Annotated in this window: 22 protein-coding genes; 15 read left to right on the forward strand and 7 right to left on the reverse strand. The window is 69.2% G+C overall.

The genetic code is table 11. The features are described 5' to 3' along the window. The 10 genes from JW897_RS23600 to JW897_RS23645 form a co-directional block, all read left to right on the forward strand. Positions 1-883, forward strand: an 883-nt coding sequence (locus JW897_RS23600; RefSeq protein ID WP_205467865.1) for a hypothetical protein, incomplete at its 5' end; no start/stop codon positions are given. Next, on the forward strand, positions 883-3,099 hold the full coding sequence (locus JW897_RS23605) for a DUF2169 family type VI secretion system accessory protein (protein ID WP_205467866.1): 2,217 nt from the start codon (positions 883-885) through the stop codon (positions 3,097-3,099). The genes JW897_RS23600 and JW897_RS23605, both read left to right, overlap by 1 nt. Then, entirely contained in the window at positions 3,096-4,175 is a 1,080-nt protein-coding gene (locus JW897_RS23610) for a pentapeptide repeat-containing protein (protein ID WP_048415269.1), read from the forward strand. The genes JW897_RS23605 and JW897_RS23610 overlap by 4 nt, the downstream gene beginning before the upstream one ends. Positions 4,176-4,183: 8 nt before the next feature. Continuing rightward, on the forward strand, positions 4,184-4,771 hold the full coding sequence (locus JW897_RS23615; RefSeq protein WP_205467867.1) for a DUF3540 domain-containing protein: 588 nt from the start codon (positions 4,184-4,186) through the stop codon (positions 4,769-4,771). Positions 4,772-4,782: 11 nt separating this feature from the next. Beyond that, on the forward strand, positions 4,783-5,169 hold the full coding sequence (locus JW897_RS23620) for a DUF4150 domain-containing protein (protein WP_048415268.1): 387 nt from the start codon (positions 4,783-4,785) through the stop codon (positions 5,167-5,169). Then, positions 5,169-5,774: a type VI secretion lipoprotein TssJ gene (locus tag JW897_RS23625; RefSeq protein ID WP_048415267.1), complete on the forward strand. Its 606-nt coding sequence runs from the start codon at positions 5,169-5,171 to the stop codon at positions 5,772-5,774. Before JW897_RS23620 ends, JW897_RS23625 begins: the two co-directional genes overlap by 1 nt. Next, positions 5,771-7,132: a type VI secretion system baseplate subunit TssK gene (gene tssK / locus JW897_RS23630; protein ID WP_205467868.1), complete on the forward strand. Its 1,362-nt coding sequence runs from the start codon at positions 5,771-5,773 to the stop codon at positions 7,130-7,132. Before JW897_RS23625 ends, tssK begins: the two co-directional genes overlap by 4 nt. 29 nt (positions 7,133-7,161) lie before the next feature. After that, positions 7,162-8,775, forward strand: a complete 1,614-nt coding sequence (gene icmH, locus JW897_RS23635; protein WP_205467869.1) for a type IVB secretion system protein IcmH/DotU — start codon at positions 7,162-7,164, stop codon at positions 8,773-8,775. Continuing rightward, the gene (gene tssM / locus JW897_RS23640) at positions 8,772-12,227 is read left to right on the forward strand and encodes a type VI secretion system membrane subunit TssM (RefSeq protein WP_205467870.1); all 3,456 of its coding nucleotides are present in this window, start codon (positions 8,772-8,774) and stop codon (positions 12,225-12,227) included. Before icmH ends, tssM begins: the two co-directional genes overlap by 4 nt. A 129-nt stretch (positions 12,228-12,356) precedes the next feature. Then, on the forward strand, positions 12,357-12,734 hold the full coding sequence (locus tag JW897_RS23645) for a DUF6277 family protein (RefSeq protein ID WP_197083091.1): 378 nt from the start codon (positions 12,357-12,359) through the stop codon (positions 12,732-12,734). Between the two features lie 57 nt (positions 12,735-12,791). Here JW897_RS23645 and antC read toward each other — a convergent pair whose 3' ends face one another. From antC to JW897_RS23675, 6 genes are all read right to left on the reverse strand, one after another. Beyond that, positions 12,792-13,814 carry an anthranilate 1,2-dioxygenase electron transfer component AntC gene (gene antC / locus JW897_RS23650; RefSeq protein ID WP_205467871.1) on the reverse strand — a complete coding sequence of 341 codons (1,023 nt, stop codon included), beginning with the start codon at positions 13,812-13,814 and terminating at the stop codon, positions 12,792-12,794. Between the two features lie 170 nt (positions 13,815-13,984). Next, positions 13,985-14,476, reverse strand: a complete 492-nt coding sequence (gene antB / locus JW897_RS23655) for an anthranilate 1,2-dioxygenase small subunit (RefSeq protein WP_205467872.1) — start codon at positions 14,474-14,476, stop codon at positions 13,985-13,987. Next, a complete protein-coding gene (antA, locus tag JW897_RS23660; protein ID WP_205467873.1) occupies positions 14,473-15,867 on the reverse strand; it encodes an anthranilate 1,2-dioxygenase large subunit in 1,395 nt (464 codons plus the stop codon). Before antA ends, antB begins: the two co-directional genes overlap by 4 nt. An 81-nt stretch (positions 15,868-15,948) precedes the next feature. After that, the gene (gene catA, locus JW897_RS23665; protein WP_205467874.1) at positions 15,949-16,860 is read right to left on the reverse strand and encodes a catechol 1,2-dioxygenase; all 912 of its coding nucleotides are present in this window, start codon (positions 16,858-16,860) and stop codon (positions 15,949-15,951) included. Between the two features lie 78 nt (positions 16,861-16,938). Further along, positions 16,939-17,229 carry a muconolactone Delta-isomerase gene (gene catC / locus JW897_RS23670; protein WP_019100978.1) on the reverse strand — a complete coding sequence of 97 codons (291 nt, stop codon included), beginning with the start codon at positions 17,227-17,229 and terminating at the stop codon, positions 16,939-16,941. 24 nt (positions 17,230-17,253) lie between these two features. Beyond that, positions 17,254-18,405 (reverse strand): muconate/chloromuconate family cycloisomerase, encoded by a 1,152-nt coding sequence (locus tag JW897_RS23675; RefSeq protein ID WP_240352359.1) that lies wholly within the window; start codon positions 18,403-18,405, stop codon positions 17,254-17,256. Positions 18,406-18,498: 93 nt separating this feature from the next. Between JW897_RS23675 and JW897_RS23680 the strand changes: the two genes are divergently transcribed. Continuing rightward, positions 18,499-19,398 (forward strand): LysR family transcriptional regulator, encoded by a 900-nt coding sequence (locus JW897_RS23680; RefSeq protein WP_048415260.1) that lies wholly within the window; start codon positions 18,499-18,501, stop codon positions 19,396-19,398. A 27-nt stretch (positions 19,399-19,425) separates the two neighbouring features. Here the strand turns inward: JW897_RS23680 and JW897_RS23685 are convergent, their stop codons facing one another. Next, positions 19,426-20,295, reverse strand: a complete 870-nt coding sequence (locus JW897_RS23685; protein WP_205467876.1) for a helix-turn-helix domain-containing protein — start codon at positions 20,293-20,295, stop codon at positions 19,426-19,428. Positions 20,296-20,509: 214 nt separating this feature from the next. Between JW897_RS23685 and JW897_RS23690 the strand changes: the two genes are divergently transcribed. The 4 genes from JW897_RS23690 to pcaG are packed head-to-tail and all read left to right on the forward strand — an operon-like array spanning position 20,510 to position 24,472. Beyond that, positions 20,510-21,688 carry a 4-hydroxybenzoate 3-monooxygenase gene (locus JW897_RS23690; protein WP_205467877.1) on the forward strand — a complete coding sequence of 393 codons (1,179 nt, stop codon included), beginning with the start codon at positions 20,510-20,512 and terminating at the stop codon, positions 21,686-21,688. 39 nt (positions 21,689-21,727) lie between these two features. Then, positions 21,728-23,140 (forward strand): MFS transporter, encoded by a 1,413-nt coding sequence (locus tag JW897_RS23695; protein WP_205467878.1) that lies wholly within the window; start codon positions 21,728-21,730, stop codon positions 23,138-23,140. Continuing rightward, positions 23,112-23,861, forward strand: a complete 750-nt coding sequence (pcaH, locus tag JW897_RS23700) for a protocatechuate 3,4-dioxygenase subunit beta (protein ID WP_205467879.1) — start codon at positions 23,112-23,114, stop codon at positions 23,859-23,861. The genes JW897_RS23695 and pcaH overlap by 29 nt, the downstream gene beginning before the upstream one ends. Next, entirely contained in the window at positions 23,858-24,472 is a 615-nt protein-coding gene (gene pcaG, locus JW897_RS23705; protein WP_205467880.1) for a protocatechuate 3,4-dioxygenase subunit alpha, read from the forward strand. The genes pcaH and pcaG overlap by 4 nt, the downstream gene beginning before the upstream one ends. Positions 24,473-24,474 lie beyond the last annotated feature (2 nt).

Genomic DNA, 24,474 nt, shown 5'->3' on the forward strand with positions numbered 1-24,474 from the left:
CAGTTCGGAGGCGGTGGGGCAGGACCAGAACATCGATGTGAAAGGGACTTCGACCTCGGTTACCGGCGCGTCGATCAAGTTCACCGGCGTATCGGTGTCCTTCACCGGCCTGTCGGCCAGCTTCACCGGGGTGTCGACCAATTTCACCGGCGTCTCCACCAGCTTCATTGGAGTGTCGACCAGCTTTACCGGCGTCTCCACCGGCTTCACCGGGGTGTCCACCGGCTTTACCGGCGTGTCCACCAGCTTCGTCGGGGTCTCGACGAGTTTCATCGGGGTGTCCACCAGCTTTACCGGCGTGTCCACCAGCCTGACCGGTACCCGCACTTCGGTGACCGGCACCTCGCAGGGCATGACCGGCATTTCTTGCTCGATGACCGGCACCAGCGTGTCGGCCACCGGCATGTCGCAAAGCATGATCGGAGTGTCGTCCTCTTATACCGGCACTTCCACCAGCGTCACCGGCAGCAAGATGTCGGTGACCGGCAGCTCCAAGAGCGTGATTGGCACCTCGATGTCGGACACCGGCACCTCGATCAGCGTGACTGGCACCGATATGTCGACCACAGGCAGCGCCACCAAGGTGGTCGGCAGCAAGATGTCCACCACCGGGTCCGACGCCAGCGTCACCGGCTGTTCGGTGTCCACCACCGGCGCTTCGGTCAAGCTGGTGGGCAGCGACACCTCGCTGACCGGCTCCGAAACCAAGGCGGTGGGCAGCAAGATGTCCAGCACCGGTTCCAGCGTCAGCTCGGTGGGCTCGGAAGTCAGCAGCACCGGCTTCAGCAGCTCCACCACCGGTTTCAAATACTCCTACACCGGCGCGTCCTACTCGGACACCGGCGTGGATCTGAAAAAAGTCGGCATGGAGGTCAAAAGCTGATGCCCTTGCGTCATATCAAACCCCAGGCGGCGCTCGTGTCCTCGTCGCGCACCCAGATCGGCGCTCAAGCCATGTTGCGCGTCGGCGTCGGCATCGGCTTCCGCCTGAGCGATCCCTTCATCCTGGCGCACGAGGCCGCGTGCTGGGAGGCGATCAAGGCCGCGGACCCGGCGCTGCCGCTGTTCGAACCGGCGATGCCCAAGCTGCGCGCGGAATGGCTGCTGCTGGGCAGCGCGCATTATCGCGGCGCGGCGTCGGGCGCCGGCGCGCTGGACTGGCTGGCCGAAGCCGAGCTGGGCGGCGTGCGCAAGATCGCCAGCTGCCGGGCGCGGCCGCGGCTGGACGGCGGCCGCGCCGAGGCCAGCCTGGCGCTGGACCCGCGCCAGGCCGCCGCCGGCCTGCAAGGCGAAAACCCTTTCGGCCAGCGCCACGCGGCGCCGCCCTTGCAGCGGGTCCGCGGTTTGAGCGTGAGCCCGGCGCCGCTGGCGGCGATGGGGCCGCTGGGCAGCGACTGGCCGGAGCGCCGCCAATGGCAGCCGCGCTTCGCCGGCTCGCCGCAGGCGATGGCGGACGACGGCAGCCATATGGGCTGGCCGGCGGCCACCGACCTGCGTTTTTTCCAGCAGGCGGCGCCGGATCAATGGTCGGATCAGGCGTGCTGGCCGGAGCAAGCGCCGTATCTGCTCAACGGTTTTCGCGGCGGCGAGATCCAGGGCCGGCTGCCGGCCTTGCGGCCGCTGCTGCTGGCCGGTCGCGGCGACGGCCCGCTGGACGAGCGGCCGGAGCTGGCGCTGCAGACGGTGTGGCTGCTGCCGGACGCGGATCTGGGCGTGATGTGGTGGAACGGCTTCCTGCCCTTGGACTATGTGCTGGACGACGGCGTAGGCCGGCTGGCGCTGGGCTTCAAGGACGCCGCCGAAGCGGAGCGGCCGGAGGCGCTGGCCGCCTTCGCCGAACGCCGCGCGCGGCTGGACGACCAGGACCCGCTGCTGCTGGCCGATCACGCGCTGATGCCGGACCCCGCGCGCGGCTGGGTCTGGGAACAGATACTCGATTCCGCCGACCACCCGCGCTTCGCGCCGCCGCCGCGCGATCGCGCCGAAATCCGCGCGCGGCTGGAGCGGAGCCACGAGGACTTGCGCGAGGCGCAGGCGGCGCAGACTCGGCTGCAGTCCTTCGTCCGCGCCAATGAAAACGCCTTGGCCGGCCTGCCGCAAGCGGCGTCCGACGGCGAGGACTGGCGCGCGCGGCTGCAAAGCGAGCGCGGCCCCTGGAGCGAGCTGACCATACGCGACGCCGACCTGAGCGGCCTGGTCTTCGACGGCCGCGAGCTGAGCCAGATCCGTTTCGAGCGCTGCAAGCTGGACCACGGCCGCTGGCGGCAATGCCGGCTGGAGCAGGTGCAGTTCGTCGATTGCTCGCTGGCCGGCACCGTGCTGGACGCGGTGCGCTGGAGCGGCGGCGGCCTGAACCGCTGCAATCTGGGCGCCAGCGTCTGGAACGGCGTGGAACTGGCGCAGCTGGGCATAGAGGATTGCCGGCTGGATGACATCGCGGTCAACGGCGGTGCCTGGCGCGCGGTCACGGTGCAGGGCGAGGGCGGCGCCGGCGGCCGGGTAGGCCAGCTGCGCTGGGACCAGGTCAACTGGTGCCGGGTGCGCGCCGAGGACTGGCGCTTCACCGGGGTGCAGGCCGACGGCCTGGGCCTGGTGGAATGCCAGCTGCCGCGCAGCGGCTGGCGGCAGTGCCGGCTGCTGAAGTTCAGCGCGCTGGACACCGATTTGTCCGCCAGCGTCTGGCAGCGCTGCCAGCAGCGCTTCGGCGTGATGTCGCACGGCAGCTCGCTGCGCCAGGCGCGGCTGGAGGATTGCGAGCTGCTGTCTTGCAGCTGGCAGGAACTGGACGCGGCTCAGCTGCGGATCGAGCACTGCGCCTGCCCGCAGCTGCACGCGCAAAGGCTGAGCGCGCCGGACTCGCTGTGGCGGGGCTGCGCGCTGGACGGCCTCAACGCCACCCACGCCGAGCTGTCGCGCGCGCGCTTCGAAGCCTGCGCCTTGAAGGACGCGCTGTTCTACGGCGCGACCTTGAGCGACAGCCGGATGGAGGGCTGCAATCTGATCGACGCCAAAACCGCCTGGATGCGGCCGCCGGCCGGCGGCGGCTGGCGCGGCAATCTGGAAACCGGTCGCCAGGACTGGCCGAGGAGGGCGCAATGAGCGCGGCGCGGGAGGACTCGCTGCGCGAGCTGGCCGGGCAACTGCCCGCCGTGGTGGAGGGCCGCCACTTCGACGCGCCGCCGGCGGCGACGCTGAGCCGCACCGTCTACATCGACTGCCGTTTCGAGCGCGTGCACTGGCGACAGTGCCGTTTCGAAGAGACGCGCTTCGTCAATTGCCGCTTCGAGGCCAACCGTTTCGAACGCTGCGTCTGGCGCGAAATGGGTTGCGCCGACAGTCAGTTCGTCGACTGCGTCTGGGAGGAGTGCGAACTGGAGCGGGTGGGCTGGCAGCGGGTGAGCGCGTCCGGGGCCGAGTGGCGCGGCGGCCGGCAGCGGGACTTTTCCTGCGTGGAGCTGGACGCCGCCGGCTGGCGCTTGAGCGAGGTTCACAGCGCTCACGGTTCCTTCGTCGACTGCCGCTTGCGGGAGTGGCAGCTGCAGGGCGGGCGCTGGTCCGACTGCGCCTGGATCCGCAACCAGCTGGACGGCTTCAGCGTGGAAGGCGCCCAGCTGCACAACTTCATCCACGGCCAGAGCCAGGCCCGGCGCGTGGCGCTGAGCGCCTGCCGCGGCCTGAACGCGCGCTGGATAGATTGCGAACTGGAGCATATGGCGCTGGACCACTGCGAGCTGCGGCAGGCGGCCTGGTCGCACAGCGTCTGGAACGGCGGCGCCATCCGCGCCAGCCGGCTCGCCGGCGCCAGTTTCGACCAGGCGCGGCTGCGGCGGGTGCAGGCGCGCGAGACCGATCTGGAACAGGCCATGTTCGACGGCGCGCGGCTGGAGGATTGCGCCTTCGAGCAATTGAACGCGCCGCGGCTGTCGCTGCGGCAGGCGCGGCTGGAACAGGTCAATCTGTCCGGCGCCAATCTGCGCGGGCTGGACGCCAGCGGCGCCGCGCTGCAGTCGGTGAAGCTGTCCGGCTGCGATTGCCGCGGCGGCAGGCTGATAGGCCAGCCGCGCGGCGCATGGAGCGCGGCGGACACCGCCGGCGCGCTGTTCGACGATAGCAAACTTGAGCAAGACCGGGCCTGGCGGCAACAGGCGCAGCCCGGACCTAGAGGAGCCGCATGATGACATGGATGCAAGAGAGCGCCCTGGCCTGGGCGGAAACCCCGGCCGAATCGGATCCGGTGCTGCGCGCGCTGCGCGTGGGCGCGAAAACCCCGCGGCCCAGCCAGGAATGGCTGCCGGCGAGGGTGTGCGCGCAAGGCGAGGGGGAAGGCGAATGGCTGGTCCGCCTGCCGTCCGGCGCGCTGCGCCGGGCGCGCGCCGCCTTCAGCTGCCTGGTGCGGCCGCAGCGCGGCGACCTGGTGCAGCTGGCGGCGGCGGACGAAGCGTGCTGGGTGCTGGCCATTCTGGAGCGGCCGCAGCCGGCCGGCGTCTGCCGGCTGGAATTGGGCGCGGCCAGCGTGCAGCTGCACGCCGCGGAACTGCATCTGTGCGCCGACGGCGAACTGAGCCTGAGCGGCCGGCAGCTCAACAGCCGCGCCCAGGCCATCTCCACCGCGGCGGAGGAGCGGCAGACCCATATCGGCGGCACCGACGCCGCGCACAGCGGCAGCCTGCTGCTGCACGCGGACCGCCACATGGGGCTGCACGCCAAGAGCACGGCGCTGAGTTCGGCTTCGCTGTTGAAGCTGGACGCCGGCCAGATCCACGTAGCTTGAGGAGAAACGCGATGTTCGCCAATTGTTCCGCCGGCGGCATGGCCCTGGCGGCCTCCGACGTCTGCAAGACCCCGCCGCTGGGGATTCCGTCCACCTACGCCAATACCGCCAACAAGCCGGAGGCGGTGCCGAACGTGCCGACCATCATTTACGCCGGCGGCCCGGTGCACAACCTCAACACCATCATTCCGATGACCCACGGCGACGAGGGCGGTTCGATGGGCGGGGTGGCCTCCGGCACGGTGGCGGCGCTGTCCCGCCATGTGACCGGCTCCGGCAAGGTGCTGATCCAGGGCGCGCCGCAGACGCGGCTGACCGACACCAATCTGCCCAATAACCAGAACACCGCCGGGCAGACGGTGGCGCCTTCCCAGACCATCACCATGACCTTGAGCTAATGACGTCCTTTCCCTTTGTCCGGCGCGCGCTGTTGCTGTGCGCGCTGGCCGGCCTGGCAGGCTGCTCCTCGCTGTTCTCCTCGCGCGGCGACGAGGGACCGCGCCAGCTGCACGTGACCCTGGTGGGCGGCGGCCAGCTCAACAACAGCGGCGGCGGCCCGCGGCCGGTGCAGGTCTGCCTGTACGTGGTGCGCGAGGCCAACTGGCTGCCGCCTGCCGGGCTGGAGGATTCCAGCTGCGCCCAGCGCGGCCGCGAGGTGGCGGCCGAATCCCGCCACGTGGTGGCGCCCAACCAGGTGCAGCAAGTGCTGTTGCCGGCCTCCGGCTCGGACCCGGTTTGGCTGTTGGCGGACGCGGACTTCGCCAGCAAGCCGCCCGGTTACGCGCCGCTGCGTCTTCGGGTTGACGGCCGCCAACTGATCCATCTGGCGGTGCTGCTGGAACGCAACCGCATCACCGACGCGCTGCGGCCCGCCGCCGCGCCGCTGGCGGAAGCCGCAGCGGCGGCGGCCCAGGCCGCGCCGCCTTCGCCGGCCAAACCCGGCCGCAAGCCTTGGCGCAAAACGCGCAAGGCGCCCATCGCCCATCTGGAGGAAAGCCCATGAGCGCTTTGCCGGTAGGACCCGTCGCCTGGAGCGACGGCATGTTGATAGAAACCCAGCATTTTCAGCAGCAGGAACGCCATCTGGCCCATCAGTTCGGCCTGCGGCTGCGCCAGACCTCCAATCACGGCTGGGGCTTTTTCCGGCTGGACGTGGACTGCGACGGCCTGGGCCTGGGCCGGCTGGGCCTGCGCGCCGCCGAAGGCGTGCTGCCGGACGGCACCCCGTTCGCGCTGCCGGCGCACGATCCCTTGCCGGCGCCGCTGGACACCTCGGACGCCCAGGCCGGCGACATCGCCTGCCTGGCGCTGCCGGCCTCCGGTTGCGGCGGCCCGGAAATGGCCTTCGGCGACGCGCCGGCCGCCGCGCGCTACCACGCCGCCGCCACCGAGGTGCCCGACCTCAGCGTGGGCCTGGACGCGCCGGGCTCGCCGCGGCGGCTGACGCTGGAAACCGGCCGCATGATGACGCGGCTGTGCTGGCAATCGCAGCTGCGCGCCGACGAAACCGCCTTGCCCTTCGCCCGGGTGGCCGGGCGCAGCAGCGCGCTGACCCTGCTGCTGGACCCGCGCTTCATCCCGCCGCTGCTGGACAGCCGCGCCCACCAGACGCTGCGCGCGCTGATCGAGGAGCTGCAAAGCACGCTGCAAGTGCGGCTGGCCGGCAGCGCCGGCTTGCGGCTGCTGTCCGCCGGCGGCGGCCTGGCGGACCTGGTGGAGCTGATGCTGCGCCAGGGCATCGCCGAATACCGGATGCGATTGGCCCACCTGGACGCCTTCGACCCGCTGCCGCCGGCCTTGCTGTTCCAGGAGCTGATCGGCCTGCTGGGCCGGCTCAGCGTGCTGCCCGGCGTCGACGAGGCCTTGGCCGAGCGGCAGTTCGCCTATCGGCACGAGGAATTGCAGGCCAGCTTCGAGCCGCTGGCGGCCACCTTGCGCTACGCGCTGGCCAGGGTGATCGAAACCCCGGTGCTGCCGCTGAAGTTCGAAGACCGCGGCGACCAGGTCCACGTCTGCGTGGTGGATCGCCAGTGGAAGCTGCAGAAGATGGTGTTCGCCTTCTCCGCGGCGATGCCGGCGGACAAGCTGCGCCAGTTGCTGCCGCAGCAGGCCAAGCTGGGCGCGGTGGAGCAGATCCAGAAACTGGTGGACCTGCAATTGCCGGGCGCGCGGCTGATCCCGGCGCCCAATCCGCCGCGCCAGGTGCCGTACTACGCGCAGAGCGTGTATTTCGAAGTGGAGTCCAGCGACCCGTTCTGGGCGCAGGCCTTCGCCGGCTCGGCGCTGGCGCTGCGCATCGTCGGGGACTTCCAGGACTTGAGGTTCGAGGCCTGGGGGCTGCGCGAAGGCAAGGTCGCCTGATCGAAAGAAAGCAAAGAGAGTGAACCGCGATGAATCTGCTGCATAATTTTTCCTCCATCTTCCGCCGGGCCTCCGCCGCGCACCTGAACAGCGGCATGCTGGAAGGGGCGATGCGCAGCCGGCTGGAAAACCTGCCGCTGCTGATGCCGGGCCAGCAAGTGTCCACGCTGGACGTCGAACCGGAGGCGGACGCGCTGGACGCCTTGCCGCCGGCGCTGCCGCCCGCCGCGCCGCCGACGATGGGCGCGGGCGGGCCGCAGGCCGAGACCGACGACGCGCCGGTGATCTATCAGCGCTCCGGCGCGCGCGGCGGCCTGCTCAAGGCCGGGCTGCAACAGGCGCAATGGGACAATCACTTCATCTCCCACGCTCTGCCGGCGGTGCTGCAATTGCAGCGGCTGCAGGGCGGTGCGGCGGAAAGCCAGGCGCAGATCCGCGCCCAGCTGGGCCTGGAACTCAAGCTTTACCGCGAACGCCTGGCGGCGTCCGGCTGCGAGTGGCAACAGGCCCAGGACGCCTCCTATCTGCTGTGCACCTATCTGGACGAAGTCTGCAACGACGCGGCGCGCGGCGCCGGCCAGCAACCCTACGACGGCGAGCGCAGCCTGCTGGTGGAGTTCCACGACGACGCCTGGGGCGGGGAGGACGCCTTCGCCGATCTGCAGCGCTGGCTGCGCCACGAACCGTCCCCCGTTCCCTTGCTGGAACTGTACGAGCTGGTGCTGGCCTTGGGCTGGCAAGGCCGCTACCGGGTATTGGAGCGCGGCGAGGCGCTGCTGCAGGATTTGCGCTCGCAGCTGCACGCCGCGATCTGGCGTCAGCGGGAGCCGGAGCCGCTGGGCGCGGAATTGATCGCGCCGCCGCCGCCCCCGCCGCCGCCGGAACCCGAGGCGCCGCCGCGCCAGCGCTGGCTGACCCCGCTGCGCGGCGGCGCCATCGCGCTGGGCGTGGTGGCGCTGGCCTACGGCGCGGCCAATATCAGCCTGGACCTGCTGGGCCGGCCGATACGCGAGGCGCTGGCGGCCTGGACCCCGCCGCTGCGGACCATCAACCTGGCCACCACCTTGCCGCCGCCGTTGCCGCAGCTGCTGTCCGAAGGCTGGCTGGTGGCCTACAAGCACCCGCAGGGCTGGCTGCTGGTTTTCCGCAGCGACGGCGCCTTCGACGTCGGCAAGGCCGAGGTGAGGGCGTCCTTCCAGAAAAACATCGAACGGCTGGGTCAGGCTTTCGCGCCGTGGCCGGGCGATCTGGAGGTGATAGGCCACACCGACCGCCAACCGATACAGACCAGCGTCTTCCCCAGCAATCAGCGCTTGTCCGAGGCGCGCGCGCGCTCGGTGGCGGACACGCTGCGCCAGACCGCGATTCCCGGCGGCGCGCAAGCGCCCGACAACGCGGTGGCGCGCCGCATCGATTCCTCCGGCCGCGGCGACAGCGCGCCGCTGGACGCGGCGCAGACCCCGGCCGCCTATGAGCGCAACCGCCGCGTCGACGTGCTGTGGAAAGTGGCGGACGCCGCCAAGGGCGGCCCGGGCCAGCCGTCCGCCCCCCAGACTCAGGCCCCGCTGGCGCTGGCGCCCGGCGTCGGCATCGGCAACGGGCCCAGCCCGCTGGAGCCCGGCTATAAGGAGCAACAACCATGATTCGGCAAAGCATGCGCATCTTGATCGCGCTGTTGATCGCGCTGGCGATCTGGTGGATAGGCCCGCTGATCTCCATCGGCGTCTACCGGCCGCTGGGCTGGGCGCTGCTGCGGCACGTCCTGGTGGCCGCGGCGCTGATCTGGGGCTTCTGGCCGCAGCTGTGCTGGCTGTGGGGCCGGCTGACCGCCGCGCCGCGCTCCTTCCGCCGCGCGCCCAAGCCGGCGCCCGAGCCTGAACCGGACCCCGGCCCGCCGGACTACGTCAGCGACACCTTGCAGCAACTGGAACGGCAGCTGAGCCGCCGCGGCGGCGCGCCGCTGCCTTGCTATCTGCTCTTGGGCGCCGCCGGCAGCGGCAAAAGCAGCCTGCTGAGCTGGACCCTGCGCGACGGCGCGGAGCCGGCGGCGGCGATAGGGCAGGGTCTGGGCCTGGATTTCCGCCTGTCCTCGGACGCGGTGTGGCTGGACACCCAGGGCCGCTGGAACGTAGGCGAAGGCTACGACCAGGAGGCCGCGGCGGCCTGGGACAAGCTGCTGGCCGGCTTGGCGGCCTTGCGCGACAAAGTCAGCGTCAGCGGCGTGGTGTTGTGCGTGGGCGGCGACGATTTGATCGCGATGGCGTCCAAACGCCGCCAGCAAATGGCCGCCACCTTGCGCCAGCGCCTGCTCAAGCTGCGCGACGGCCTGGGCCGCACCCCCAACGTCTATCTGGCCTTGACCGGGACGGACCGGCTGGACGGCGCGCTGGCGACGCTGAACCAGATGCGGCCGGAGCGCTGGGCTCGCGGCATCGGCTTCCCGCTGCCGCTGGAAGCCGGCGCGGACGCCGCCGGGGCCTGGGTGCCGGCCATGCGCGGCCTGGAACAGCGGGTGCAGCGCCAGGTGCTGTTCGCCGCGCCCTTGGCCGGCGAGGTGGAGGCCAATCACGCCCAGCTGCGCTTCGTCGAGGCGCTGGGCCGGCTGCGCCAGGCCTTGCAGGGCTTGCTGCCGCCCTTGTTCGCCCGCGACGGCGACGAGGACGCCGCCCATTTGCGCGGCCTGTGGCTGGGCTCGGTGGCGGAGGTGGCGGACATCGAGATCGACGGCCCCGAGCCGGCGACGCGGCCGCTGGGCGAGTTGTGGACGCCCTTGCTGCGCCAGGTGGCGGTGGAACGGCAGCTGATGGAGCAGAACCTGAGCGCGGCCGAGCGCCAGGCGCGGGAGAGGCCGGCACCGCCCGCGCCGCCGTCGCGCAAGCGCCGGCTGCTGAACGCGCTGCGCTGGGCGGCCTTGCCGGTCTTGGCGCTGGGCTTGCTGGTCTGGGTGGCCTGGGGCTATTTCGCCGAGCGCAACTATCTGGAATACGTCTGGGCCCAGTTCAGCGAGGGCAAGACGCTGGCGCGGGAACAGGCCGGCAGCGCGCCCAGCGCCGGATCGCCGCTGCTGGCGGTGGCGGCGCAGATGCGCTACGCCCAGGCCCAGGCGGAAAGCGCCGAGCGCGGGATGAGAACCCCGTATTTCGAGCACCGCCGCGTGGCCGAGACCGCCACCGCCACCTATCACCGCCATCTGCAGAAAACGCTGATGCCGGAGCTGTACAACGAGGTGAAGCGCACCTTGCTGGCGCAGACCGAGGGCAGCCCCGGCGACATTTTCCTGACGCTCAAGGTCTATCTGATGCTGTGCCGGCCGCAATACCGCTCCGCCGACGCGGTGGAGCGCTGGATCTCCGGCCGCTGGGAGGCGCTGTCCGAAGGGCAGTACAACGACGAAGACCGGCGCATGCTGATCGCCGACGCGCGCACCCTGATCGCGCTGCCCGGCCTGCCGGCGGCGCCGGAAGACGCCAACCTGGTGCAGACCGCCCGCGCGCGCGCCTCGCAGATTCCGGTGGTGACCCGGGTGCTCAACCATGTGCGGGAGCAGGGCCTGCCGTCGCAGATCCAGGACATCTCGCTGGCGCGCGCGGCCGGCTTCGGCTCGGCGATGAGCTTGCGCATGCGCAACAACGTGCCGGACACCGACAGCGCCGTTTCCGGCTGGTACACCCGCGCCGGCTATGTCGACGCCTTCCTGCCGCGGCTGGAGACCAGCGCCCGCGCCATGCTGGAAGAGCAGAGCTGGGTGCTGCGCAACGAGCCGCTGCGCGGCAACGGCTTTGAAATCGACAGCCTGGTGCAGAAGCTGGCCGACAGCGCCCGCAACCAGTATCTGCAGGACTACATCACCGCCTGGCAAAGCTTTCTGGCCAATGTCAGCGTGCGCTCCGTCACCGGCCTGGACGACGCCGCGCAGCTGGCGGCGTCGATGATGAACTCGCAGTCGCCGCTGGCCAATCTGCTGCGTTTCGCCGGGCGCGAAACCATGCTGACCGGCAACTACGACGGCGGCATGGACAGCTGGATAGACCGCCAGAAGGCGCGGCTGGAGAAAAGCCGCCGCTCGCTGGTGGGCGAAATCAACGGCGAGCGCTACCGCACCACCTTGCTGCCGGAACACGCGGTGGAGGAGCACTTCCAGTCCTTGCGCCAGATCGCCAAGCAATTGGAGAAGAACGACAACAGCGGCGGCAATCCGCTGGCGCGGCTGTTCGATTCGCTGTACCGCCAGCTGGGCCTGGTCAACGGCGCGCTGCAAACCGGCCAGGTGCTGCCGACGCAATACGATGTGTTCACCAAGCTGCGCGGCGACGCCGGCCTGCAGCCGGAGCCGGTGCGCGGCATCATGCTGGACCTGATCAACAACGGCAGCGCCGCCACCTCCAGCCAGACCCAGGCGGTGCTCAACAAGGGCGCGGCCGGCGCCACCCGCAGCGCCTGCGACCAGGGCCTGACCGGCCGCTACCCGTTCCGCCGCGGCGCCGGCGCGGACGCCAGCGTGGAGGGCTTCGAACGGCTGTTCGCGCCGCAGGGGGCGATGGCGGTGTATTTCCGCGAGCATCTGGCCGCCTATGTCGACACCTCGGTCACACCGTGGAAGGCGCGCAGCGTGGACGGCGGCAAGCAGGCGCTGCTGAGCCCGGAGGTGATTGGCGCCTACGAGAGCGCCAGCCGCATCCGCGACGCGATGCTGGACGACGGCGGACGCTTGCGGGTGCCCACGGTGTTGCGCTTCCTGGACATGGACCCGCAGCTGGCCGAGGTGCAACTGGACCTGGCCGGCCAGACCCTGCGCTTCGCTCACGGCGCCACCACGCCGCAGCGCGTCGACTGGAACGGCCAGAGCCAGAAGCTGGCGATACGGCTGCAGATGAAGTCGGTGGACGGCCGCGTCAACACCCTGCAATACGACGGGCCGTGGGCGCTGTTCCGCTTCTTCGACGCCGGCCGCGGCGTGGGCGGCACCGCGGACCGCCGCGAACGCTTGTACCAGGGCAGCCTGGGTTCGGTGCGCATCGAGTGGCAGTCGCTGTCCTCGCCGTCGCCGCTGTGGTCCGGGCTGATCCAGTCTTTCCGTTGCCCGCAAGGCGGCTGACGAAGGTTCAGGGGCCGGCGGCGCCGGCCCCGACAAGATGGATCCCGTTCAGCACAGCAAATTTTGAACGGGCTCCAGGCGGGTTTTCCGCTGTTTGTTTCGTTCCATTACCCACTGAAAGGAAACACCATGACCAAGGCCGCAGAAAACATGATCAACCCGGCGGAAATCCTCAAGGCGTGCAGCGCCGCCCACCAGTACGGCCAGAGCGCCGGCGGTTCCATGGCCGAGCCCTTCATGAACTCGGTGCCGGGCATGAACATCGCCTCCGGCAGCAACGCCAGCAATCTGATAGGCAATGTGCAGGACGTGGGCCGCCAGATGCTGGACCACATGACCGCGATCAAGTCCGCGGTGGACAAGCAGGTGGCGGTGCATCAGGACCAGCAGCGCCGGCAGAAGACTTACGATTTCCAGCCGGACATGTCCGACCTGCGCCCCAGCGACGCCAAGGGCTTCCCCACCGAAATGCCGGAAGCCTTCTTTGCGCCTTTCATGAAGAAATAGGCGCGGCGGACAGGCAAACGTCCGGGGCGCGCGCGTCCCGGCGTTTGCATCGGCCGTTCAAGCGCCGCTGTCGGCGAATTTCTCCAGATACAGCTTCAGATGCTCGCAGCCGTGGCGGCACAGCCAGTCGCGCATCGCGTCCACCATGGGCGGCGGGCCGCATAGATAGATGTCGGCGGCCAGCGCGCGCAGCGCGTCCGCGTCCAGATGCTCGGGAATCAGCCCGCGCTTGCCGCTCCAGCTCTCGCCCGGCGTCATTACCACCGGATGCCAAGCAAAACCGGGCAGCCGTTCGGCCAGGCCGCGCAGGCGCGGCAGCTCGCACAGATCGCCTTCACGGTTGACGCCGTAGTACAGCGTCACCGGCTGGCCGCAGCCGCCTTGCTCGGCCAATTGCTCCAGCATGCCGAGAAAGGCGGACAGGCCGGTGCCGCCGGCCAGCATCAGCACCGGCTTGTCGATATGGCGCAGATAGAAGCTGCCCAGCGGCGCTTCCAGTTCGATGCGGTCGCCGGTCCGCCAGCCGTTGCGCAGATAATTGCTCATCGCACCGTCCGGCAGCAGCCGCACCAGGAAGCGCAGTTGCTTGTCTCCCGAAGGCGCGTGGGCGAAGGAGTAGGCGCGCCATTGCTCGCCGCCGGGCACCCGCAGCCGCGCGTACTGGCCGGGCAGGAAGGACAAGGCGCTCTCGGCGGCGGAGGCGTCCAGGCACAGCACGGCGCAGCTGTCCGACACCGGCTCCACCCGGCTGACCACGGCGGCGAGACGGGCGGGCGGCGCGCTCAAGCACAGGCTGGAGTCGAAGTCGAAGGAAAAGGCGGCGTCGGACAGCACTCGGGTCTGGCAGGACAGGACGGCGCGCTCCGCCAGCTCCGCCGCGGACAGCGCCTCGGAGTCGACATAGTCCTGGCTGTAGTCGCCGCGGTCGCAACGGCCGCGGCAGGTGGCGCACACGCCTTCGCGGCAATCCATCGGGATCTTGACGCCCTGGCGCAGCGCGGCGTCCAACAGCCGCTCCCCCGGCTGCGCCTCCAGGAACAGGGTGCGGCCGTCGAGAAAATTCAAAGCCACTTGATGCATGTCGGCGCTTTCAGGTTTGGAGCCTGTTTACGATCTGCTGCGCGTCGGCGGGACGAGTAGAAAGGGGCGTTAAAAACAAACTCAAAATGCTCATGTACCGTATGTACACGCTGCTTTTTCACTTGTTTTCGCCTTGTCTCGCCTTAGCTCGCGAGATCGTAAATAGACTCTTAGAGGTGATAGAAGTCCAACACCGCGTTGACGGTATCGTTCAGCAACAACACATGCTGACGCCGGATCAGCCAGCCGTCGCCGTTGCGCGCCAGCGTGTAAGCGGCGCGGCCGTAGAAATAACTGGTCTCGCCAAAGCGGGTGTAGAAGGTGGTCCAGTTGACGCGGGCTTCCACCAGGCCGTCCGCGCCGCGCTCTACGCGGATATTGGCCAACTGATGCAAGGTGCGCGGCATCGGGTTGCAGGCGGCGGATTTGCCGGTGCGGATGCGGAACACCCTGTCCTCCAACCCGGCGCGGCTGGCGTAGTAGATCAGCGACATCTCGCGCTTGGGGTCGGTGGTGTAGACGTGCTCGGCGTCCCATTGCGGCACGTGGTATTCGCAGTCCGGCGCGTAATCGGCCAGGTAGCCGTCCCAGTCCTGGCCGTCGCACAGCTCGGCGTGGCGGTAGAGGAACTGTTCCACCTGGTAATGCAGTTCGATGTTCATCGCTCGGCTCCCTCGGCGGCGGCGCGCCGTTCCAGTCCTTGCAGCAGGAATTGCCGCCAGGCGCTGTGCTGGTTGACGTACAGGCCCTCATGGGTGATTTCGGTCCCGGTCAGGCAGGGAGAAATGCCGAGAGTCTCGCTATTGGGCGTGGCCCCGGTCCGCCAGCGCGGGTGGCCGCGCGAGATGTCGCTCCAGCGCTCCAGCCGCGCCTGGAAGCCGCGCTGGGCTTCGCGGAATTCGGTCAGATCGTCCGGCGTGCCCATGCCGGACACATTGAAGAAGTCCTCGAACTGGCGGATGCGGTTTTCGCGGTCGGCGGCGGATTCGCCCTTGACGCCCAGACACTGGCTCTGCACCAGGGTCTTGTTCCAGGCCAGCGGGCGGATGATGCGCAGCTGGGAGCTGATCTGGTCGATGAAGAACAGGCTGGGATAGATGTTGAGGTTGCGCAGTCGGTGCATCATCCATTCCGCCTTGGCCTGGCCGTGCTCGGCCACCAGCCGCGGCATGATGCCGGCGTAGCCGGGCCGCACCGCCGGGTTGGGCATGTCGCTGAACAGCACGCTGTGGCCGTTGGGGAAGGAGAACCAGCCGTCGTCGGTGGCGGCGTCGCCGGCGCCCAGCTTGCTGTAGTCCAGCGTCGAGGCCTGCGCCTCGCCTTGCTGGCGGCTGACTTCCTGGCGGTGCTGCACCGTGGCCACGTAGTTGTAGTGCACGGTGCTGACGTGGTAGCCGTCCAGGCCGTTCTCGTTTTGCAGCTTCCAGTTGCCGTCGTAGGTGTAGCTGGATTTGCCGGGCAGCACTTCCAGTTCGCCGCTGGGGGATTGCGCCACCATCATGTCGAAGAAGACCTTGGCGTCGCCCAGATAGTCTTCCAGCGAGTCCGCGCCGTCCGGGTCCAGGCTGACGAAGACGAAGCCCTTGTAGCTGGCCACGCGCGCCGGTTTCAGCGAACGGGCGGCCTTGTCGAAGTCCGCCGGGTATTCGCCCGGCGCCTTGACCTTGAGTAGGCGGCCGTCGTTCTTGTAGCACCAGGCGTGAAACGGGCAGGTGAAGGTGGATTGATTGCCCTTGCACTGGCGCACCAGGGTGGCGCCGCGGTGCTGGCAGGCGTTGACCAGCGCGTGCAGGGCGCCGTTGCCGTCGCGGCTGATGATCAGCGGCTGGCGGCCGGCCTGCATGGTGATGAAGTCGTTGGGCGCGGCGATTTCGCTTTCGTGACAGGCGTAGATCCAGACTTTCTCGAAGATCAGCTCCATCTCCAGGTCGAACAGCTGCGCGTCGGTGAACATGTCGCGGGCGATGCGGTAGACGCCGTCGTCCGGGCGGAAGTCCAGGCAGCCGCCGACATAGCTGCGCCATTGCTCGGTGGTGCGGAAGGTTGTGCTCATCGTAATGTCCTTGAACAGGTTCTGCGTTCCGGCGGGCCCGCCGCGCCGGGCGGCGGGCCGCGCTTGCCGTCCGTTTCAGACCTAGCCCTGGGCGCGGGCGCGGCTCACCTCGGTGGAGGGGGCCGGCGCCGCTTCGCGGTGCAGGGTGAAGTTGAACTCGATGCGGGCGAAGGGTTTGCCGACGCCGCTCTGGCGCAGTTCCTCCGGCGCGCTGACGCGCTGGATCTCCGGCACCAGCCCTTCGCGCGAGCCGAAGGCGAAGTCGTCCCACAGATACGGATCGTCCTGGATGTTGATCTGGGTGGTCAGCTTGCGGAATCCGGGCGCGGACACGAAGAAATGCACGTGGGCCGGGCGGTTGCCGTGGCGGCCCAGCTGTCGCAGCAGCCGGTCGGTGGGGCCGTCCGGCGGCACGCTGTAGCCACAGGGCATGATGCTGCGGAAGCGATAGCGGCCCTGGTCGTCGGTGCGGATGCTGCGGCGCAGGTTGAAGTCGCTCTGGCTCTGATCGAAGTAGGAGTAATTGCCCAGGCTGTCGGCGTGCCATACCTCCACCAGCGCGTGCGGCACCGGCTGGCCGGCGCTGTCCCGCACCTGGCCGCGCATGAACAGGGGCTCGCCCTCGTCCTTGCCGTCGTCCAGCCGCGCCTCGCATTCGCACAGCGGCGCGCCGGCCACGTAGAGCGGCCCTTCTATGGTGCGCGGCGTGCCGCCGAGCAGGCCGGCCTTGCGCTCGGCCTCGTCGGCGCGCAGGTCCAGGAAGTGTTCCAGCCCGAGCCCGGGCACGATCAGGCCCATTTCGCCGTTGCGGCCGGCGTCGGCCAGCAGTCCCACCGCGCTCCAGAATTCCGACGGCTGGATGTCGAAATCCTCGATCGCGTAGCACAGCTCGCGCATCAGGCGGTTGACGATGGCGCGGGTGCGCGGGTTGGCCTTGTCGGTGGCCGGTTGGTCAAAGCGTTGCAGCAGGGCGTCGATTTCGGCGCGTTCCATGGTGTTTCTCCTTTGTTGACGGGCGGGGCGGGGGTCTTGTGTTTTGATTCCGCCGCAGTGGACCGAACAGGCGCGAGCCTAGCGGTCGTCGGCGTGGATGCTGGACGGATGCCGGTTCAAGGGCCGCACCTCGATGCGCATGAAGGGAAACAAGGGCAGGCTGGACAGCAGCTGATGCAGTTCTTCGGCGTCGGCGACGTCGAACACGCTGATGTTGGCGTACTGGCCGCTGAGCCGCCACAGGTGCCGCCACTGGCCGCTGCGCTGCAGCGCCTGGGCGCGTTCGCGCTCGTCCAGCTTCAAGGCCGCCGCCCGCTCCGGGTCCAGGTCGTGCGGCAGGCTGACTTGCATTTCCACATGAAACAGCATGGTGGTCTCCTTGGGATGTCGGGTTCAGACCGCGTGCAAGCGCGGCGCGGTCCGGTCGCGGCGCAGGGCCGCCAGCTTGTCCGGGTCCGGCCGCACGCCCAGGCCGGGGCCGGACGGCAGCCGCAGTTCGAAATCGCGGTAGCAGAGCGGCTCGGTCAGCAACTCCTCGGTCAGCAGCAGCGGGCCGAACAGCTCGCTGCCCCAGTCCAGCCGCTCGAAGGTGGCGAACAGCTGAGCCGAGGCGATGGTGCCGACGCCGCCTTCCAGCATGGTGCCGCCGTAGACGCCCAGGCCGTTGACGGCGGCGATCTCGGCCACCTGGCGCGCGGCGAACAGGCCGCCGGACTGCGCGATCTTCACCGCGAACACGTCGGCGGCGTCCTGGCGCGCCAGCTGATTGGCGTCGGCCGGGCCGTGCAGCGCTTCGTCGGCCATGATGGGCACTTCGAAGCGGCGCGCCAGCCGCGCCAGCGCGGCGGGGTGTTCGCGCGGCACCGGCTGTTCGATCAGTTCGACGCCGCCGTCTTGCAGCCGGGCGATCGCTCGTTCGGCCTGCATCTCGCTCCAGGCCTGGTTGACGTCGACGCGGACGCCGGCGCGGCCGTCCAGCGCGCGGCGAATGGCCAGCGCGTGGGCGACGTCGTCCTCCGGCGCGCGCAGTCCTATCTTCAGCTTGAACACGCGGTGGCGGCGCCGCTCCAGCATGGCCTCGGCCTCGGCGATGTCGCGGCCGGTGTCGCCGCTGGCCAGGGTCCAGGCCACCGGCAGGCTGTCGCGCACCCGGCCGCCCAGCAAGTCGCTCAGCGGCACGCCCAGCCGCCGCGCCTGGATGTCCAGCAGCGCGGTTTCCAGCGCGCATTTGGCGAAGCGGTTGCCGCGGGCGCCGCGGCGCAGCTTGAGCAGCAGGCGGCCGACGTCGCGGGCGTCCTCGCCCAGCAGCAGCGGGGCCAGGTGGCTGTCGATATTGGTCTTGACGCTTTCCGGGCTTTCCTCGCCGTACTGCAGCCCGCCTATGGTGGTGGCCTCGCCCCAGCCTTCTTGCCCGTCGCGGCAGCGTATGCGCACCAGCGCCAGCGTCTGGCTGCGCATGGTGGCCACCGACAGCTGGTGCGGACGGATGGTGGGCAGATCGACCAGAATGGTCTCCACCGTGTCTATCGCGGTATCAGGTATCAAGATTGCGCTCCCGTGGTTTCGGATATCATGCAAGCCTGTGGAACCGCGGGTCCAACACCGTTTTCGTCTGCTTCCATACCTGTGAGGTATTGAATGGAATTGCGCCATCTGCGCTACTTCGTCGCCGTCGCCGAGGAGCTCAACTTCACCCGCGCGGCGGAAAGGCTGCACATCGCCCAGCCGCCGCTGAGCCGGCAGATCCAGCAACTGGAGGAAGAGCTGGGCCTGTTGCTGCTGGACCGCGGCGCGCGGCCGTTGCAGCTGACCGAGGCCGGCCGCTTCTTCTACGCCCAGGCGCGCAATCTGCTGGCCCAGGCCCAGGGCATGCGCGCGATGACGCGCAAGATCGCGCTGGCGCGCCGTCAACTGGTGATCGGCTATGTCGGCTCCACCCTGTACCGGCCGCTGCCGGAGGTGATACGCCGCTTTCGCGCCATCCACGCCGACACCGAGCTGTCCTTGCTGGAAATGACTTCGCTGGAGCAGGTGGAGGCCTTGAAGGCCGGCCGCATCGACGTCGGTTTCGGCCGGCTGCTGTTCGACGACCCGGCGGTGGAGCGCGAGGTGCTGGCCGAGGAGCCCTTGTGGCTGGCGCTGCCGCTGGAACACCCGTTGGCGCGGCGCGAAGGCCCGCTGCGCTTGCGCGACGCGGCGGAGGAGACGGTGTTGATCTATCCGCGCCAGCCGCGGCCCAGCTACGCCGACCAGGTGCTGGCCGCCTTCCGACAGCGCGCGCTGGAACCGGCCTACGCGCTGGAGGTGCGCGAACTGCAAACCGCGCTGGGCCTGGTGGCCGCCGGCATGGGGGTGTGCGTGGTGCCGGCCAGCGTGCTGCGGCTGCGCCGCGACGACGTGATCTACCGGCCGCTGACGGACGAGGGCCTGGCGTCGCCGCTGATCATGAGCGCGCGGCGCGGGGACCGTTCCGAGGAGTTGAGCCTGATCCGGCGGCTGTTGCGCGAGCTGTTGCCGCGCGAGGAGACGGAGGAGTAGGGCGTCGCCGCGCGGCCTGGCGCGGGTTCAGATCCTGGCGCGGAACTCGCTTGGCGACAGTCCGATCTGGCGCTTGAAGCGCCGGCAGAAATAAGCGGGGTCGTTGAAGCCCAGGTCATAGGCCACGCGGCTGATCGGCCAGGCGCTGTAGGCCAGCATGCGGCGCGCCTCCAGCATCAGGCGCTCCTGGGTCACGGCGAAGGCGGTTTTCCGGCTCAGCTTGAGGCAGGCGCGGTTGAGTTTGCTGGCGGCCACGCACAAAGCGTCCGCATAACGCGGAATGTCCCAGTGCTCGCGGTAGCGCTCTTCCAGCAAGGCGTGGAAGCGGGCCAGCAGTTCGCGCTCGGCCGCTTGAGCGGCGCCGGCGCCGTCCGGCTCGTCGATCAAGCGCGCCAGCATCAGCAGAATGGCCTTGAGCAGCCAGCCCACCATCAAATCCTGGCCGCGCTGCGGCCAGCATAGCTCCGCCAGCAGTTGTCCGAACAGCGACTCTATGCGCTCCCTGGCCGGCCAGTCCCGCCGCAGGTCAAGCAATCTGGGCGTCCGCAGCAAGGGCCGCAGCAGCGCGCCGGCCTGATCCGGGCCGCGGGTCAACAAACGCTCGGCCGCGGTCAAGACGAAGCCCTGCGCCTCTTCCACAAAGCTGTAGCCATGCACCGTCCCCGGCGGCAGGCAAATGGCGGCCGGCCCGCTCAACCGGTACTCGCGGTCGTCTATCCGCGCCTTGACCTCGCCGTCCAGCAGGCACAGCAATTGAAACAGGCCGCGATGGCAATGGTCGGCGATTTCCCAACCGAAACGCCGGCTGCGCGAGCCCAGCAATTCAAGATGCAGGAACTCCGCATCCATCACGCAGCTGTCGTCGCCGTACAAGGTGAATTCCGGCGCGCGTCCCATCTTGTTCTCCCGAATCCAGACTGTGCAAATAGTACAAGCCTTTGTCAGCTTGCTCCATTTGGCGCGGCGCCGACTGCGGCTAGGATTTCCCATGCAAATCAAGGCATTCGGCCGCGGCGCTTTCTTCCGGCATTGCCGCGGCGCAATAGGCGGTGAGCCGGCGTCGCCGCAATCGTGCAAGCGTTGTCACGTTTCTTGTTGATGGAGGCTTCCCATGCGTACATCCGTTGGCATCATCGGCGCCGGCCCGGCCGGCCTGCTGCTGGCGCAATTGCTGCAGCGGCAAGGCGTCGATTCCGTGGTGCTGGAGGCGCGGGGACGCGCCGAGATTGAATCGACGGTGCGCGCCGGGGTGCTGGAGCCCGGCACGGTGGAGCTGCTGACGGAGGCCGGCGCGGGAGAGCGGCTGCAGAGCCAGGGGCAGACGCACCGCGGCATCGAACTGGCTTTCGATGGCGGCCGCCACCGCATCGATCTATACGCGTTGACCGGGCGCGCCATCACCGTTTACGCCCAGCACGAGTTGCTGAAGGACTTGATCGCCGCGCGGCTGGAGGCCGGTGGCGGGCTGGTCTTCGACAGCCCGGTCACCGCGCTGGAATCCTTCGACGGCGGCGGACCCGCGCGCGTCCATTACCGCGACGCCGGCGGCGAACGAGTGCTGGAGTGCGACTTCATCGTCGGCTGCGATGGCTTCCACGGCATCGCCCGCCAGGCGCTGGGCGAGCGCGAGCCGCCGTGGCAACGCCAGTATCCGTTTGCCTGGTTCGGCATCCTGGCGGCGTCGCCGCCCTCGGCGCCGGAACTGATCTACGCCTGCCATCAACGCGGCTTCGCCCTGGTCAGCACCCGTTCGCCCACACTGCAGCGGCTCTATTTTCAGTGCGCGCCGGACGACAGCGTGGACGCCTGGCCGGACGCCAGAATCTGGGACGAGTTGCAGGCCAGGGTGCCGGCGACGGATGGGCAGAGCCTGCGACAGGGGGAGATCCTGCAGAAAAACATCATCGCGATGCGCAGTTTTGTCGCGCGCAGCCTGCGGCGCGGCCGGCTGTTTCTGGCCGGCGACGCCGCCCACATCGTGCCGCCCACCGGCGCCAAAGGCCTCAATCTGGCCGCGGCCGACGTGCGCTTGCTGGCCTCGGCCCTGGCCGCTTACTTTCGGGACGGCGGCGAAACGGCGCTGCTCGATTACAGCCGCCGCGCCTTGCGCCGCGTCTGGCGCGCCGAGCATTTCTCCTGGTGGATGACCGGCTTGCTGCACGCCTTTCCCGACGCCAGCCCCTTCATGCGCCAGATGCAGCGCGCCGAACTCGACTACCTGGCGTCCTCGCCGGCGGCGGCCACCGTTTTGGCCGAGAACTATGTCGGCATGGGCTGGGACTGGGGCTAGCCAGCCGGATATTCAAACAAGAACGAGAGGAGACTCCGCATGACCAACAAAGCGCCATTGGATGTGCAGACCGTCATCGACGAGCGTTTCAGCCCTTATCAGCGCCTGCTGCTGGCGCTGTGCTTCCTGGTGGTGGCGGTGGACGGCTTCGACACCGCCGCCGTCGGCTATATCGCGCCGGCCCTGGTGCAAGAATGGGGCGTGCCGCGCGCCGCGCTGGGGCCGGTGTTGAGCGCGGCCTTGTTCGGCCTGGCGATAGGCGCGCTGACCGCCGGGCCGCTGGCGGACCGCCACGGCCGCAGAATCGTGCTGCTGGCCTCGGTGCTGTTCTTCGGCGCCGGCAGCCTGGCCAGCGCTTTCGCCGCCACGCTGGAGCAATTGACCGCCTTGCGTTTCCTGACCGGACTGGGGCTGGGCGCAGCCATGCCCAACGCGGTGACGCTGATGTCGGAATTCGCGCCGGCGCGTTACCGGGCGGCGCTGGTGAACGCGATGTTCTGCGGTTTTCCGCTGGGCTCCTCCGCCGGCGGCTTGCTGGCCTCCTGGTTGATTCCGCACTACGGCTGGCGCAGCGTGCTCTTGCTAGGCGGCGTCGCGCCGCTGCTCCTGGCCGTGCTGTTATGGCGCCACTTGCCGGAATCGGTGCGCCATCTGGCGGCCCGCGGCGCGCCGGCGGCCGAGATCCGCCGCGTGCTGGAACGCATCGCCGGTCGCGACTTGTCCGCCGCGGCGGGCTTCGTCGCCGCCGAACCCGTCGTCAGCGCGCGTTCGGCGGTGGGCGTCATCCTGGCGCGGGACTACCGGCTGGGTTCGCTGATGCTGTGGCTGGCTTACTTCATGGGGCTGCTGATTTTTTATCTGCTGACCAGCTGGCTGCCCATCCTGATCAAGGACGCCGGCTTCACCATCAGCCAGGCCGCGCTGATGACGGCCCTGTTTCCGCTGGGCGGCGGCATCGGCACCCTGGCCGCGGGTTATCTGATGGACCGCTTCAACCCCAACCGGGTGGTGGCGCTGGGTTATGCCTTGACCGCGGCGCTGATCTTCGCCGTGGGGCAGGGCACGGCGACGATGCTGAGCCTGGGCGGCTTGATCTTTCTGGCCGGCACCGCGATGAACGGCGCCCAGTCGTCGATGCCGGCGCTGGCCGCCGGTTTCTATCCCACCCATGGCCGCGCCACCGGCGTGGCCTGGATGCTGGGCATCGGCCGCTTCGGCGGCATCGCCGGCGCCTTGCTGGGCGGCGAGTTGCTGCGCCGGCAGCTGGAGCTGGAGCTCATCTTCGCCCTGCTGGCGATTCCGGCGGCGCTGGCGACCGCGGCCCTGCTGTGCAAGCAGCGCTTCGCCGCCGCGCTCAAGCCTTTCGACGCCGTTCCGGCGCCAGCCTCGCCGCCGTCCCCCGCAAACCCACAGGAGAAACCCCATGTCGATACGAGTTCAAGCCGTGGATGAATTTTACCCGCGAGACCCTCGCGATCACCCGCCGGCCTTGGCGCCGGACTACAAGAGCAGCCTGCTGCGCGCGCCGCGCCATGCGCTGGTCGCCTTGCAGCACTCGCTGTCGGAAATCACCGGGCCGGTGTTCCATGGCGAGGAGCTGGGCACGCTGGACCACGACCTGACGCGCAATTACGCGCGCCAGGGCCTGCCGATAGGCGAGCGCCTGATCATCCACGGTTTCGTCCGCGACCAGAACGGCCGGCCGGCGGCCAATACGCTGGTGGAAATATGGCAGGCCAACGCCGGCGGCCGCTACCGGCATCGCCAGGACCAGTATCTGGCGCCCATCGATCCCAATTTCGGCGGCTGCGGCCGCGCCTTGACCGACGAAAACGGCTATTACTTCTTCCGCACCGTCAAGCCCGGACCCTATCCATGGCGCAACCGCGCCAACGACTGGCGGCCGGCCCACATCCATTTCTCCCTGTCCGGCGCCGCCTATGCGCAGCGCTTGATCACCCAGATGTATTTCGAGGGCGACCCCCTGATCGCCGGCTGCCCGATTGCGAGGTCCATCCAGGACGAGGAGCAGCTGCGGGGTTTGATCGCGCGGCTGGACCGGCGGACCACGATGCCGTTCGACAGCCTGGCCTATCGTTTCGACATCGTTCTACGCGGCCGGCGCGCCACCTTGTTTGAAAACCGCGTGCAAACTCCGCAGGAGGTCTCATGAACCCGCTCCCGTTCCCACAAGCCGCGCTGCGCGAAACCGCGTCCCAGACCGCCGGGCCCTATGTTCATATCGGCCTGGCGCCGCAGCAGGCGGGTTTTGATGTGTACCGAAACCCTATCGGTGCCAGCCTGCTCGCGGACGGCCTGGAAGGCCAGCCCATCGTCTTGTCCGGCCTGGTGCTGGACGGCGCCGGCGCGCCGGTGCGCGACGCGCTGCTGGAGATCTGGCAGGCGGACGCCCATGGTCGCTATGCCGGCCCGGAAGCCGCCGGTTTTCGCGGCTGGGCGCGCGCCTGCACCGATTTCGACAGCGGGGGCTACCGTATCGACACGATCAAGCCGGGCCGGGTGATGGGCCGGGACGGCCGCTGGATGGCGCCGCACATCAATGTCTGGCTGGTGGCGCGCGGCATCAATCTCGGCCTCAATACCCGGATTTACTTCGCCGACGAGGCCGAGGCCAACGCCGTGGACCCGGTGCTGAGCCTGATCGACGGGGAGGGGAGGCGGCAGACGCTGCTGGCGCTGCCGGAAAGCGCCAGCGACGGGCTTGCCTACCGTCTCGATATCCGCCTGCAAGGAGAGGGGGAAACAGTGTTCTTCGAGTTGTAAGG

Origin of the sequence: Chromobacterium alkanivorans (assembly GCF_016937655.1) — a bacterium.
GTDB classification, from domain to species: domain Bacteria; phylum Pseudomonadota; class Gammaproteobacteria; order Burkholderiales; family Chromobacteriaceae; genus Chromobacterium; species Chromobacterium alkanivorans.

Bases quoted from the DNA above. Each gene is read 5' to 3' on its own strand.
- tssK (WP_205467868.1), top strand. From the start codon at position 5,771: ATGAGCGCTTTGCCGGTAGGACCCGTCGCCTGGAGCGACGGCATGTTG.
- JW897_RS23690 (WP_205467877.1), top strand. From the start codon at position 20,510: ATGCGTACATCCGTTGGCATCATCGGCGCCGGCCCGGCCGGCCTGCTG.
- pcaH (WP_205467879.1), top strand. From the start codon at position 23,112: ATGTCGATACGAGTTCAAGCCGTGGATGAATTTTACCCGCGAGACCCT.
- pcaG (WP_205467880.1), top strand. From the start codon at position 23,858: ATGAACCCGCTCCCGTTCCCACAAGCCGCGCTGCGCGAAACCGCGTCC.
- catC (WP_019100978.1), bottom strand. From the start codon at position 17,229: ATGCTGTTTCATGTGGAAATGCAAGTCAGCCTGCCGCACGACCTGGAC.
- JW897_RS23620 (WP_048415268.1), top strand. From the start codon at position 4,783: ATGTTCGCCAATTGTTCCGCCGGCGGCATGGCCCTGGCGGCCTCCGAC.
- JW897_RS23605 (WP_205467866.1), top strand. From the start codon at position 883: ATGCCCTTGCGTCATATCAAACCCCAGGCGGCGCTCGTGTCCTCGTCG.
- antA (WP_205467873.1), bottom strand. From the start codon at position 15,867: ATGAGCACAACCTTCCGCACCACCGAGCAATGGCGCAGCTATGTCGGC.
- tssM (WP_205467870.1), top strand. From the start codon at position 8,772: ATGATTCGGCAAAGCATGCGCATCTTGATCGCGCTGTTGATCGCGCTG.
- catA (WP_205467874.1), bottom strand. From the start codon at position 16,860: ATGGAACGCGCCGAAATCGACGCCCTGCTGCAACGCTTTGACCAACCG.
- JW897_RS23680 (WP_048415260.1), top strand. From the start codon at position 18,499: ATGGAATTGCGCCATCTGCGCTACTTCGTCGCCGTCGCCGAGGAGCTC.
- antB (WP_205467872.1), bottom strand. From the start codon at position 14,476: ATGAACATCGAACTGCATTACCAGGTGGAACAGTTCCTCTACCGCCAC.
- JW897_RS23645 (WP_197083091.1), top strand. From the start codon at position 12,357: ATGACCAAGGCCGCAGAAAACATGATCAACCCGGCGGAAATCCTCAAG.
- antC (WP_205467871.1), bottom strand. From the start codon at position 13,814: ATGCATCAAGTGGCTTTGAATTTTCTCGACGGCCGCACCCTGTTCCTG.
- icmH (WP_205467869.1), top strand. From the start codon at position 7,162: ATGAATCTGCTGCATAATTTTTCCTCCATCTTCCGCCGGGCCTCCGCC.
- JW897_RS23695 (WP_205467878.1), top strand. From the start codon at position 21,728: ATGACCAACAAAGCGCCATTGGATGTGCAGACCGTCATCGACGAGCGT.
- JW897_RS23615 (WP_205467867.1), top strand. From the start codon at position 4,184: ATGCAAGAGAGCGCCCTGGCCTGGGCGGAAACCCCGGCCGAATCGGAT.
- JW897_RS23625 (WP_048415267.1), top strand. From the start codon at position 5,169: ATGACGTCCTTTCCCTTTGTCCGGCGCGCGCTGTTGCTGTGCGCGCTG.
- JW897_RS23610 (WP_048415269.1), top strand. From the start codon at position 3,096: ATGAGCGCGGCGCGGGAGGACTCGCTGCGCGAGCTGGCCGGGCAACTG.
- JW897_RS23685 (WP_205467876.1), bottom strand. From the start codon at position 20,295: ATGGGACGCGCGCCGGAATTCACCTTGTACGGCGACGACAGCTGCGTG.